This window comes from uncultured Psychroserpens sp., assembly GCF_947494225.1.
Lineage (GTDB): Bacteria > Bacteroidota > Bacteroidia > Flavobacteriales > Flavobacteriaceae > Psychroserpens.
Genome location: NZ_CANLUG010000001.1, coordinates 445,656 through 459,163 on the forward strand (window position 1 = coordinate 445,656; position 13,508 = coordinate 459,163).

Here is a 13,508-nt window from a genome sequence, read left to right on the forward strand (position 1 = left end):
ATTCTGATATAGCTTAACTGGTAAAGTACAAACCTGATACGTTTGTGGATAAAGGTTCAAATCCTTTTATCAGAACTAAAATATGGTGGTTTTAGCTTATGTGGTAAAGTACCTCACTGTGAATGAGGAGAACAGAGTTCGAATCTCGGAATCACCCTAAAAAGGAACAATAGCAAAGTAGGTCTATGCGTCTGGTTGAAGCCCAGAAGATACTGGTTCAAATCCAGTTTGTTCCGCAGTAATTGTTATTAATTTAAACTATGAAGACCAATGAAAATCGTACAACAAAAATGGAGAAATTTTAGTGGGAAAATCTACAATCAACCTATTACAGAATTGATTGAAAGCGCCATTGTGAAAGAGCAAAATGCTGGATATCGCTTAAAGGTTTGTGTAGGTTCAGATTCTCAAGCCTATAAATCTCATATTGAGTATGCTACTGTTATTGTGGTTTTACGTGAAGGAAAAGGTGGATTCATGTTTATGAGAAATTACAAAGGCACAAAACACATTGGTATTAAAGAACGAATGCTCAAGGAAGTAACAATGTCTGTAGAAGTCGCTTATACTATTTGTGATATTCTAGATAAATACGATGTTGCTTTAGAGGTTCATGCCGATATCAATACAGATCCAAAATTTCAATCTAACGTAGCCCTAAAAGATGCTATGGGTTACATTCTTGGAATGGGCTTTGTTTTTAAAGCAAAACCACATGCTTTTGCAAGTTCATCTTGCGCAGATAAAGTGGTTTAAAATACTTCACTCTAGAATAGATTCCTATTCTTTTTATAAGGGATTCTGCTGGGTTTTAATTAGCCTAGAACCTGGCAGAACTCTTAAAATGAGATGAAGCCGTTTAATACAATCATGGAAGGAATAGTTTACATAGAAAACTTTTTAAGCAATCATGCTTTATTATTTGAAACCTTAATAAGTAATACCATATGGGATACGCGTATGGCTAATAGAAAAACAGCAAGTTTTGGTAGGCCTTACAATTACGCTCAGATGGAATATCTTTTTCAGGAATTCACAGAAGAACTAGAAGAAATTAGGGATTCTATTGAAGCATTAGTTGGTTATAGATCTAATAACTGCTTAATCAATTATTATGAAAATGGAAGTTCAAGAATGGGGTTTCATTCTGACCAGATAGATATACTTGAAGAAAACACAGGCGTAGCAATTATCTCTATTGGAGAAACAAGAACACTTTGCTTCAGAAATATCGAAGATAGAAGTATGACTGTAGACTTTAATCTTATACCTGGTTCATTGATTTACGTGAATAATGAGATCCAAAATATATGGCAACATGCCATAACAAAAGCTAATACTGAAAACGGAAGAATAAGTTTAACGTTTAGAAAATTAAAATAATTATTAACCCTTAAAACCATAAAATTATGATGTTTAAAAAATATAATTCAATCGAGAATGCATACCGCAAAGAATTTATTGAGCGTGTGGCTATAGCTACCGCAAACAGTAATGATTTTGTGGTGCAAGAAAAAGTACATGGTGCTAATTTTAGTCTAATCACCAACGGGAAGGATTTAAGGTCTGCAAAACGCACTAGTATTCTAGAAGATACTGATACGTTTTACAACCATGCTTCAATCAAGTCGCTATACTATGAAAAAATGTTAGCTCTCTTTGAAGCTGTAAAAATCAAATACCCAAATACAGAAAGTATAACTGTTTTTGGTGAGCTATTTGGCGGTAGCTATCCAGATGTAGAGCAAGTTAGAGGAGCATTTAAGGTTCAGAAAGGAGTGTTTTACGCACCTTATAATGAGTTCTATGCATTTGATATTATGATCAATCAGGAGTTTTATCTCAACGTCATTGAGGTTAATCAACTATTAGAAACCCACGGTTTCTTCTATGCAAAAACACTTTGCAGAGGAACACTAAAAGAGGTGCTGGATTATCCTAATGCCTTTGACAGTAAAATTCCTGAATGGTTAAAGCTACCCGAAATCTCAGATAATATCTGTGAAGGTGTAGTTATTAAACCTATAGAGCCACATTTTTTACCAAACGGAAGTCGTGTTATTATTAAGAATAAAAATGCGAAATGGAGCGAAAAAAGCAAAGCTAATTCAAAACATTCAGTACAGATTGAGTTGTCAAAAGAGGCACATATTTTACTGTCTGAATTAGAACGCTATGTCAACCCTAATCGTTTGGCAAATGTAATGAGTAAAGAAAGTAATTTGGATAGTATCCAAATTGGTAAACTTATTGGTTTGCTATCTAAAGATGCTTTTGAAGATTTCTTAAAAGCGTTTAAAATTCAATATAAAACTCTTGAGAAATCAGAACAAAAACGATTAACAAAACAGCTGAATCAATACTCAGCAAAGCTTGTAAGACAAGAATTATTGCAGTTGTATTAAAGATTAGTGGTTTTCGTAGAATTCAGTTAATCAAAAGAATAGTAATTAAACCTGAGCAGTACTTTGTTGAATACTGCTCAGGTTATAACAAGTAGTAGAATGAAAACAATATTAGTTATAAATGGAGAAACTTATTGGCAAGACTTTTTACCTGAGTTTAAAGTAGTACAAAAGTTTATTCAAAACACCTCATGGATATTAAAGAACAATAGGTTGTTTGTAGCCGATTCTGAAAGTGTCATTGAACCCGATGGGATTCTTTGGCGAGTAGGAGCTATTCGCCCATCGGAAATACAGACGACAGCTCTAAATTTAATAGAGTTAGCCGGTATTCCTTGCGTGAATTCGTCGGAAACCTTAAAAAAAGGTTTTGATAGATTGTCCATGCTTTTTATGATTAAAAAAATGGGGTTACCAATAATAGACTTTAACGTAGTTACGGCATCTTCGTATTTAAAAAACATAACGATGGAGTTTCCTTTTGTTGTTAAAGTTGGAAATTATCATGGAGGATATGGAAAGGTATTAATACAAAATGAGAGCCAATGGCAAGATATTAGAGATTTACTTTTTGTGTCTGAAACTTACGTTACTACAGAACCTTATATTAATTATAAAAGAGACATTAGATATATCGTTATTAATGACAAAGTCTGGGCAATGTCTAGAAAAGGAAAATATTGGAAAGCTAATATTGAGACAACTGACTTTACTGAAATAGAGCCTTTAAAAGGAATATCAAATAAGCTATTAATGCTACAAAAAGAACTTAAAGCAGATATTCTAGCTATTGACATTCTTGAGGACGAAAATGGAGAACTACACATTGTAGAGTATAACGATATTCCTGGGCTTTCAGGTTTTCGTAGCGAATTGAAAAACGAGTTAGCAAATTCATTAAGGAAGAAGCTTTCTTAGTTTTAATTATATGGTAATTAAAAAATAAAATGAGAACAAAACACATAGCATTATCGCCTATTTATAGCACAGATTCTAACTTAATAAATCAGGCAACATATAGTAGAGATTTAAAAAGTTTGCGTTGCATAAAATGGAATGTTCCTTTTAATGAGCGCAAAAACATAGTAGGTGTTTATGGTGAAGATTTTTTTACAACACATGTCGCACACCAATGTGGTTTCCATTTATCTAATGTAGAAGGAAATTGGTTGGCTCGTGTTCCTAATAAGTATTTAAAACGAACGGTAGTTCACCAAAGATTGAAAGATGTTTCAATAAATGAAAGTTTCATTAAACCAGTAGATACAAAATATTTTAAAGCTGGTGTGTACGAAACTAAAGAAGCTATTAATGGATATCATAGCTTAGATAAAGATCAATATGTATATACAAGTAATGTTGTAGAATGGGATTGTGAGGTTAGAACATTTGTTCTAAATAACACCATACAAACCTATTCAACATATCTTAAAAATGGACGCTATTTTATTGATTCTAATATTCCGAAAGACAAGGATGGTTTTGAAAAGTTTACAAGCGCATTTTTAAATGACTCAGACGTAAAACTTCCAGAAGCCATTGTTGTAGACTTTGGATACATTAAAGATTTAGGATGGGCCATAATTGAAGCAAACCCTGTATACAGCTCAGGAATTTACGCTTGTGACCCAGAAAAAGTCCTAGATGTCATTATAAAAAGTTGTGAAAATTAAACTATTTTTTTACTACGCAAAATGATTGCGCAATAGGGTTAAACATTTGCAGTGTAATCATAAAGAAGTCTTGTTAGTTAGACTTTGGTAGTAGTGCTCCACCAGACCGAGGGATTCTGGTGGAGCTTAATAAAAAAGTTCATTGAAATAAAAATGAAGCTCAGATTAGAGCTTCAATTATAAAAAAATCATCATGCGTTAATCTCGATTATCGCTTGATAGGGCGGCTTATCGTCCTTAGATAAACTTGGCAACAAGGATAAATCTATTTACAGGCACTGTGAATGGAGACTGTTTTCTTTTGAAAATAGTACAGGTAAGCAAGCAACTAACACAAACCACTTTTTGCAAGGGGCAACCGCTGAAGTAAAAGAGGGTTTGTAGCCGACACTTGATAGGCTTGCGATGGAGACATCAATAGGAAAAGTTGTAGTAATAGGTTACGTATAGGTCATCCAACCGAACGGAGCGTATTGCAATATTAGAGTTACCCGATTGGAAACGGTTCGGTAGCTTAACATATCGTGTACTGGGAAGTACACAAGGAGAAGGTTGGTATTTTGTAGGCTAAAATCTACGAAGCCATTTTCGAAGCCCTTCTCCTAGGTCAAAAGATATAGTTCAATTATAGAACGCTGTTATTTCACATACAGAGGTTGGGTTTTTCCCATATCGTAAACGCAAAAGACTTCGAACATTGTAGCAGCTAGTAGTTGCCTAAACCCATTGCAATATATGGGGCGATGAAGGTCGCAAACCTTTGTCGTGCGGTGAACATTCTAGTAGGCCGCCTCAAGAGAGGACGCCTACGAATGGTGAGGGAGCCAACCCTCGTAATTGCAAAGCGTGGCAATAAGCCACTATGCAAGCCAAGTCTAAGTTGCCGAACAGCTACAATGTAAATAGGCATCAGACAAGTACATGACACTCTAAGCAATGAGAAGAATGTGGAAAACTAGAGAAGACGAAAGTTATAATTCTAGGAAAGCTTGTCTATAAGCGAAGGTATTCTCAGAACGCTTTTTTTAAAAAAATAGTCCAGTAGCTCAGAAGGTAGAGCAGCGAAAATACTTTTCGCTTTAGGCATAAAAAAGTTCCTGTAAAGATTCATAATCCGCGGGGCGTGGGTTCGAGTCCCACCTGGACTACATTAAAATTACTGACACAGAAAGTTCCTATAATATTCATCGGAGAAATTACTTTCCGTTAGTAAAAGACATAAGATGTTCCTATAATTAGCTGGTTCGAGTCCAGCGCCCGGAAGGGTCTTCTGGTTGTATCTACATCTCGTCTTAAAAGACAAATAGAGTTCCTATAAATTCACGACTTGCACCCATTGGGTGCAGGATAATTACTCTTCGTCTTTAAAAATAATAGGTAAAAGGTGTTCCTATTTCATTGACTTTTAATCAAATCCATACACCTCACTTATTTAAATATGAATACTATGAATACATTAAAATTATTTAACGCCGTATTAGCGAAAACATCAAACGACAAGCCATACATCTCAGATGAAGGCTATATTATAGCACCAAATGCACTTTGGGCAAAAGATAGAATCATGGCTTTTTTAAAAGCTGAAAAACTCAGTGGCAATGATCTAAATAAAACGTTCCACAAGTCGTGGCTTAAAATTAGAAATAGCTCAAGATATGAGTTATACATGGAGCAAATTAAGCACTATCTGTCAACCTATGGAAGTAACTTTCGAGATGACATTTATATTCCAGAAGAAATTTTAAGTATTCCAAATGTAAAGCTCAGCTATAAGATAATAAATGCCTATTCAATAGATGAGATGACTCAGAAATGCTTGAACATCTTAGCATCTGGTATGGCTTTAAAAGAAGACACAGTAGATGCCTTGATTACTATTTTAGTAGATGAATTAGGATACACATTTACTGGCAAAGAACACATTAGAAACAAAGAGGCCGTTGTAAAATTAGCCGAGTATTATGACATCTACCCTAGTAATCCTGTTGAATTTTTTAGGTATATCATTTATAGAGCTACAGACACCACCTTGTTAATCAAAAACGACGCATTAATTGAATTAATCAAAGACAGTTCATACAATCCAGCGCAAGCATTTAATACGTTTGGATTAGAAAAACTTGCGGAAATTTTTAACCGATTCAAACCTTTGTTTTTGGCATTCAAAAGTAAAGCTCCTAAAACGATCAACAAGATTAGCAAGTTATCTAAAACGTATCACAAGCCTTTAATTTCTAATCCGTTAAACGATGTCACAAATGCATTAATAACAGATAACGATATTCACTGGTTAGATAACGCAACGCCTTTTGCTTTGTTTAAAGCATTGTCGGCATGCTACACCAGAAACCAAGGTCAAGATGCTTTTTTATACAGAATTAGAAATGGTAAATCTTGGGTCAAATCTAATACTGTTTCTACCGTAGTTAGAAAGAACATGCTTGTTAATCTTTTGAAGAAAAATAAAGCAGCTAAATATAAAGGAGTCGTTCCTGAAAACACGGTGTTCAAGCAAAATTACGCGTTCTTGCTTAAGTATTTAAAACAACGTTTTGATTTATCAGGTAAGCGCTTATTTTTTCCTGAGGACATTACTTATGCTTTACCAACATCAGAAAAAATGTATGTGGGAAATATTCCTACTGGGACGCGTTTCTATGGTAAAAAGTTAGCAGTCGGTATTTATTGGGAAGATGCTTGGGGAGCAAGAGACTTAGATTTATCAGGCTTAAACATTGCAGGTAAAGTAGGTTGGAATGCCGCATATAATCAACAACAAGGCAATCTTATGTATTCTGGAGATATAACCTCAGCACCTAATGGCGCTGTAGAATATTTATATGCTAACAAGGGATTAAATGTTCCTACTTTGATTCAAAACAATGTGTTTTCCGGAGCAGCCGATTGTGGCTACAAAATTATCGTCGGTAAAGGCGATTCTGTTTCTAAAGACTATATGATGAATCCAAACAAACTGTTTGCAGATATTAGATGTGAGTCTGTACAAAAGCAAACTATTTTAGGAATATTAATTCCAAAAAAAGACAAACAGTGCTTTGTATTATTAAACTTTGGTGCAGGTCACACTAGAGTGTCTGGTAATTCTGAAGTATCAAATTTAGCAACCAAAGCCTTATATCAACAATGGAATGAATCTTTATCTTTTGATAGTTTAGTCAGAGCTTTAGGAGCTCAAATTACAGATTATAAAGACGAAGCCGATTTTGATTTCTCTTTGGAAAATTTAGAAAAAGATAGTTTTTTAAAACTTTTTAATTAGAACGAAGTTTCAATAGCCTACAAGCCCAATCTTGTAGGCTTAATTTAAAACAAACACTATTGAAAACATGTACTTTTTAATTCAATCAAATATATACTCAGATCCCGATCATAACAGAATTTACGATGTGTTAGATGAGCTAAATTATCCTTATGAAACCATTGAAGTTTTAAAAGAAACGAAACACTTAAAACTCAACACAAATAGACAAGATATTTTTGTATATGGCTCGGTAAGATTAGCACGTTTGGCATTGCAATACACCGATTGGAAACCCAACTCATTTTATGGGAATAATCACTTATTTGAAATCTATTCAAAACACTACAAAGACCATGTGTTAAACTATGAATTTCAAGTCATGAAACTTACAGATAACATAGATTGGACAACAAACACCCAATTATTTATTAAGCCTTTTCGTGATGCAAAAGTGTTCACAGGACAGGTTTTCAACAAGCATACGTGGTCTGATTATGTTTATGAAGCACTTGCGAGTAAACGATCAGAAAACCTCAACGAAAATACGCTTATCCAAATCTCAAAGCCACAAGACATTCGTAAGGAAGCAAGACTTTGGATTGTAGGCGAACAAATCATAGATGCAGGTTATTATAAATTTAATGAAAACAGCGCATTCGAGTTAAATGTTCCACCAGAAGGTATTCAGTTTGCAAAGCAAATGATAAGCCTTTTTAATATTGCCGACGCTTTCGTAATGGATATTGGCTTAACACATAACGGTTGGAAAATTGTAGAAATTAACTGTATTAATAGCTCTGGCTTTTATCCTAACACAAATATTAAGGCTATTTTCAAAGCATTATTCACTTATTTCACTATAAATAAGACATATATTTAACTACGCAAAAAGACTGCGTAATACGTTATAATATTTGTAATGTCATTCCGAGCACAATCGAGGAATCTCATTAAAAATAAAGTTTAACTTAAAAAAATCCCGTTTTCACGGGAAATGAAAATGAAAACAAAAACAACAGGTCACGATTTAATCGCCTTAGGATATAGACAAGGAAAATGGATGAAAGAAGCTATTGCTCATATTAATGACAATGGCTTAGAAGGTGAGGCTATGGCATCGTACTTAGAACAATTTAAGTCACCAGACCCAATAGCTTTGCATAATGCTCCTGTGGCATTTTCTATAAATATTAAAGCAGAAAACGAACTGGAAGAAGACAACGTTTCTAAAGTGATTAACTCAATGCAGACTTTAATGAAAACACCAACACTTGTTGATGGTGCAATTATGCCTGACGCTTGTCCTGCTGGTCCAGACGGAACTATTCCAGTTGGAGGTGTGGCTGTTGCAAAAAACGCCATTCACCCAGGAATGCATAGTGCCGATATTTGCTGCTCGGTGATGCTAACCGATTTCGGTAAAGCAGATCCTAAAGACATCCTTGACGCTGCTCACGCCAATACGCATTTTGGTCCTGGTGGACGTGATAGAAACACTCAATTTCGGTTTCCGAAGGACTTATTAGAGGCTTTTGAAACTAACGTATTCTTGAATGATAAAGAAATGGTGAAAATAGCCAGATCACACTTAGGAACACAAGGTGATGGTAATCATTTCTTGTTTGTTGGTAGATCTAAAAAAACGGGAAATACCATGTTAGTAACGCATCATGGATCAAGAGGTCCTGGAGCACGTTTGTATACTAAAGGAATGAAAATAGCCGAACGTTTCAGAAAGGAATTATCGCCAGACACAAAAAAACAAAACGCCTGGATTCCTTTTGATACTGAAGAAGGACAATCATATTGGGACGCGTTGCAGGTGATCAGACAGTGGACAAAAACCAATCATGAAGTGATTCATAATTCGGTGGCAGATACTTTAGAGATCGCTATTGAAAACAGGTATTGGAACGAACATAATTTTGTGTTCAAGGATGGAGATTTGTTTTATCACGCCAAAGGTGCAACGCCTTTAGATGCTAAGTTTATGCCAGATATTACGGGTCCGAGATTGATTCCATTAAACATGAGTGAGCCTGTTTTAATTGTTGAAGGCGCTACAACTACAACCAATTTAGGTTTTGCACCTCATGGTGCTGGTAGAAATGTGAGTAGAACTCAACATAGAAAAAGCAAAACAGGAAGCATCATGCAGATCTTTAATGAAGAAACTAGAGGTTTGGATGTTCGTTTTTTCTCTAAGGAAATTGATATTACTGAGCTTCCTAGTGCTTACAAAAATGCAAAAGCCGTAAGAACTCAAATGGACGAATTTGGCTTAGGTAAAGTTATTGATGAAGTGATGCCTTATGGTTGTATTATGGCAGGCGACTGGCAAAAAAATGCACCTTGGAAGATTAGAAGAGAAAAACGTAAAAAAAATAGAAAGTGAATTTTGAAAACGCAAAAGCAGGCTGACTTTAATTGGTTTTAGTCGGTCTGCTTTTTAAAACAAGACCATGAAAATAGTAGAAATTATAAGAGGACTTATGAGTTTTATAGTTGCCATTCCAATTATCATAATTGCTGCGGTTATTTTCCTTCCAATTATAATTTATACTATTATTTCTGGGGGAATTCAAAAACGTAAGGATAAATCTGAACTTAAAGAGCTTCTAAAAATCAATAATGGTCAAATTTATTTTATTCATGCCTATTATAATCGTTATAATCTTTCGAAAGTAATTAAGGAAAAATATGAGGATATTATTTGCATCAAGGTTGAAAGAAGTTTAACACACGATTTACTTACTAGACATTTGGTAAAAGATTGTTCCAATAGAAGTTACCCGAGATTGGTGAAAATTGAAAACGATAACTTGATTCATAAGGAACATTACAATGCTTTTAAGCATCTTTATAAAAGAAATAATAATATTGATGCCTTCGTTGAATTAATAGGTCGCTCAATACATAATTTGAAAAATTAAAAACAATGAAAACACAACTTTTAAAAGCTATAGATCATCTATACGATACTTTTAAATCTTATACAATATTGGGAAACTTAAGAGATAGGAGTTGTGATTGTTGCGTCTTTGATACCGAAATAAAAATGCTATTGTCTAAGCCTATTAAATCACTTGATAAAGACGATATTTATCATTTTATGACCTCAGCAATGACCACTTTTGGAGATGTTGAAGATTACAAGCACTTTTTACCAAGAATACTAGAACTTGTAATATTTTCAGCAGATGTAAGAGAGGATTTTTTAACTTTTGAAAAGTTAGACTATGCTAAATGGGAAGGTTGGGAAGCGAAAGAGATTAAAGCTATAAAATCTGTTTTAGAATGCGCTCTAATACAGGCTCTAAATGAGAATTCAGAACATATTGACGGTTTCATTTCATTGAATTTACTTTACAATGATTTTGAAACATTATCTAAGATTTTATTAGAATCTGATTCAGAAAAGCTCATTTCAAATATTGTAGATAAAGCCTTAACAGGTTATTCTCAGCCTATAAACGAAAGGTTAGCAGAATTATATGCACATCCAAAAATCCTTGAGAAAATTGAACAACATTTCTTAAACACAACACATAAAGAAGAAGCTAATCGGTTATCAATAGCTTATAGTCTTTTGGAAAATAAAAATTAAAAACAATGAAAACTAAAATACTAGAAAAACTCTCCGAGATAGAAAGGGAGCGTAACATAGAGATCCTATTTGCAGTGGAATCTGGAAGCAGGGCTTGGGGTTTTGAATCTCCAGATTCAGACTATGACATTCGTTTTGTGTACAAACACAATACAGACTGGTATTTGAATCTATGGGAGCAAAAAGACACTATAGAGTTTATGACCGATGACGATCTTGATGGTTCAGGGTGGGACTTAAGAAAGGCTCTTAAACTATTAGCAAAATCAAATGCTTCATTCTTAGGGTGGTTATTTTCTCCAGTAATCTATAGAGCCGATGAATCGTTTTTAAATGACGTCAAATCACTCGCTACAAATAACTTTAATCCAGTTTCTGGGTTTTACCATTATAGCAGTATGAGTAAAGGCTTTGAAGAAACTTTAGATACAGAAAAAATGACACTTAAAAGTTTTTTCTATGCGATTAGAACAGCCTTATGTGCCAATTGGATCTATAAAAAAGAGAGCATCCCGCCTGTTTTATTTAAAGAGCTCTATCCTATAATCGACATGAAATATCATTCAATATTAGATGACTTAATTGATTTGAAAAGTCGGGAAATAGAGAAAAGCCAAGAACCAGTTGATCCTACTTTAATTACATTGGTTAGAGAAACTGTTGCAGAAAATAATCGTATAAAAAACGATGTAATGCATAAAAAATCAAATCCAGAAGAATTTAATAGTTTCTTCTTAAACACAATATCATGACCATAGAAGATCTTAAAACATCTGGAGCAATCATCTTTGAAAGTATTAGCGGCAGTAAAGCATATGGCTTAGATACTGCCGCTTCTGATACAGATATAAGAGGCGTTTTTATTTTGCCTAAGAACCTGTTTTATGGGCTTAATTATATTGGGCAAGTTAACAACGAAACTAATGATATTGCCTATTATGAACTGAATAAGTTTGTAGAGTTATTGTCTAAAAACAATCCAAATATCTTAGAACTTTTAAATGTTCCAGACGAGTGCATCCTGTATAAGCATCCCATTTTTGATAGCATTGAAAAAAAAGACTTTCTATCTAAACTTTGCAAAAACACCTTTGCTAATTATGCCTTTACTCAAATTAAAAAAGCAAGAGGTTTAAACAAAAAAATTGTTAACCCAATCGATAAAGAGCGTAAAACAGTAGAGGATTTTTGTTACATAAGAGCCGATAAACAATCGATACCTTTTAAAGATTTTATTAAGAATAATAATTTAAAAGCTGAACACTGCGGACTAGTAAATTTACCTCACATGAAGGACTGTTACAACCTGTTTTATCACGAAAATCTAAATTACAACGGGATTGCAAGAGTTAATGCCAACGAGGTTTGTTTAAGTTCTGTACCAAAACCAGAACAGCCTATAGCTGTATTGTATTTTAATGTGGATGGCTACTCTGCGTATTGTAAAACATATAAAGAGTATTGGAACTGGGTAGATATTCGAAATGAGGAACGCTATAAAAACAATATCTCTCATAGCAAAAACTATGATGCTAAAAACATGATGCATACTTTTAGGCTATTGCATATGGCAAAAGAAATTGGTTTGGATGGGAGTATTAATGTGAAACGCTTGGATCGGGATTTTTTATTGTCTGTGAAAAATGCCGAATTTGAATATGATGACCTGGTTAATAAAGCCGAACACATGAAAAGCGAATTAGACGATATTTATAAAAGCTCTAATTTGATGGAACGACCAAACATGGCTCATATTAATACATTGTTGGCGTCTATAAGAACAGAATTTTATAACAACTATTAATCATTACGTAAAAAGACTGCGTACAACTGTATCATATTTGCCAAAGACATAAGTAATCATGACAGCAGATCAATTAACACAACTTATATTAGACGCAAAATCTTTGTTTTCCAAAGATTGGCTAAAATCCTATGGACTGTTCTTTGAGCGAGAACACATTCAAAGGTTTTCAAAAGGGTTGATAAGGTTTCATGAGAACGGGGTTTCAGACCATTTGCCATTGCCTCATTTTTCAGAAGAGATAACGCCAAATTTAGATACTTCATACAGGTTTTTTGAGTCTGATATTTCAGAAATAATAGATGAAAAAATTAGTAATGATATAGCTATAACGGAAAAACTTGTGGAAACGATTCAAAATACACCTTTTAATCACATCCTTTTAATTATGGGGCAACGACAAACGTCGGCAACTCTAAAAACCATTAAGGGTTTACCATTAAAAAAACAGGTGCTTATTGATAGTTCTTTAAGCGCATTTAACTCACAAATAAGTGTAGGTGTTCGGGCTTGGGAAAAGCATACAGACCGCTCTGAAGATGCTTTTTGGGGCAATATAAAAGGGACACCGCAGCAAAAACAAAATAAAGTAAAACAAATCATAACAACACTAATTGAACAGCATACCTGGTGGAATACCTTTCATCATTACAAACATGAAATCGTTTTCGAAATACGAGTAGAAAGTGGTCATGGTATGCGATGGTCATACAAAGATCAATTGTTAATAGGTTTTTTAGAACCCTTTTTATAACTT

Annotated in this window: 13 protein-coding genes and 4 tRNA genes; all 17 read left to right on the plus strand. The window is 34.0% G+C overall.

The window, feature by feature from the left end; all coding sequences use genetic code 11:
• Positions 1-2: 2 nt before the first annotated feature.
• Positions 3-75: transfer RNA gene (locus tag Q0893_RS01945), tRNA-Ile, on the plus strand.
• A gap of 9 nt (positions 76-84) precedes the next feature.
• Positions 85-157, plus strand: a tRNA-His gene (locus Q0893_RS01950).
• Positions 158-163: 6 nt separating this feature from the next.
• A tRNA-Phe gene (locus Q0893_RS01955) sits at positions 164-236 on the plus strand.
• Positions 237-270: 34 nt separating this feature from the next.
• Positions 271-756, plus strand: coding sequence for a ribonuclease H-like YkuK family protein (locus Q0893_RS01960; RefSeq protein ID WP_298901230.1), 486 nt, complete (start codon positions 271-273; stop codon positions 754-756).
• Between the two features lie 114 nt (positions 757-870).
• A complete protein-coding gene (locus Q0893_RS01965) occupies positions 871-1,383 on the plus strand; it encodes an alpha-ketoglutarate-dependent dioxygenase AlkB (protein WP_298901229.1) in 513 nt (170 codons plus the stop codon).
• Positions 1,384-1,409: 26 nt separating this feature from the next.
• Complete coding sequence (locus Q0893_RS01970; protein WP_299272116.1) at positions 1,410-2,405, plus strand: RNA ligase family protein; 996 nt, start codon at positions 1,410-1,412, stop codon at positions 2,403-2,405.
• A gap of 99 nt (positions 2,406-2,504) precedes the next feature.
• Positions 2,505-3,323, plus strand: coding sequence for a RimK family alpha-L-glutamate ligase (locus tag Q0893_RS01975; RefSeq protein ID WP_299272119.1), 819 nt, complete (start codon positions 2,505-2,507; stop codon positions 3,321-3,323).
• Between the two features lie 29 nt (positions 3,324-3,352).
• Entirely contained in the window at positions 3,353-4,078 is a 726-nt protein-coding gene (locus Q0893_RS01980; RefSeq protein ID WP_299272122.1) for an ATP-grasp domain-containing protein, read from the plus strand.
• 1,035 nt (positions 4,079-5,113) lie between these two features.
• Positions 5,114-5,226: transfer RNA gene (locus Q0893_RS01985), tRNA-Met, on the plus strand.
• A gap of 299 nt (positions 5,227-5,525) precedes the next feature.
• Positions 5,526-7,358, plus strand: a complete 1,833-nt coding sequence (locus tag Q0893_RS01990; protein WP_299272125.1) for a hypothetical protein — start codon at positions 5,526-5,528, stop codon at positions 7,356-7,358.
• Between the two features lie 67 nt (positions 7,359-7,425).
• On the plus strand, positions 7,426-8,220 hold the full coding sequence (locus Q0893_RS01995; RefSeq protein WP_298901223.1) for an ATP-grasp domain-containing protein: 795 nt from the start codon (positions 7,426-7,428) through the stop codon (positions 8,218-8,220).
• 114 nt (positions 8,221-8,334) lie between these two features.
• A complete protein-coding gene (locus tag Q0893_RS02000; RefSeq protein WP_298901222.1) occupies positions 8,335-9,735 on the plus strand; it encodes an RtcB family protein in 1,401 nt (466 codons plus the stop codon).
• A gap of 67 nt (positions 9,736-9,802) precedes the next feature.
• Positions 9,803-10,273, plus strand: coding sequence for a hypothetical protein (locus Q0893_RS02005; RefSeq protein ID WP_298901221.1), 471 nt, complete (start codon positions 9,803-9,805; stop codon positions 10,271-10,273).
• 5 nt (positions 10,274-10,278) lie between these two features.
• Positions 10,279-10,947: a hypothetical protein gene (locus Q0893_RS02010; protein WP_299272132.1), complete on the plus strand. Its 669-nt coding sequence runs from the start codon at positions 10,279-10,281 to the stop codon at positions 10,945-10,947.
• Positions 10,948-10,952: 5 nt separating this feature from the next.
• Positions 10,953-11,699: a nucleotidyltransferase domain-containing protein gene (locus Q0893_RS02015; protein ID WP_299272135.1), complete on the plus strand. Its 747-nt coding sequence runs from the start codon at positions 10,953-10,955 to the stop codon at positions 11,697-11,699.
• A complete protein-coding gene (locus Q0893_RS02020) occupies positions 11,696-12,751 on the plus strand; it encodes a nucleotidyltransferase domain-containing protein (RefSeq protein ID WP_299272138.1) in 1,056 nt (351 codons plus the stop codon). The genes Q0893_RS02015 and Q0893_RS02020 overlap by 4 nt, the downstream gene beginning before the upstream one ends.
• A 58-nt stretch (positions 12,752-12,809) precedes the next feature.
• Entirely contained in the window at positions 12,810-13,505 is a 696-nt protein-coding gene (locus Q0893_RS02025; RefSeq protein ID WP_299272141.1) for a hypothetical protein, read from the plus strand.
• Positions 13,506-13,508: the final 3 nt, after the last annotated feature.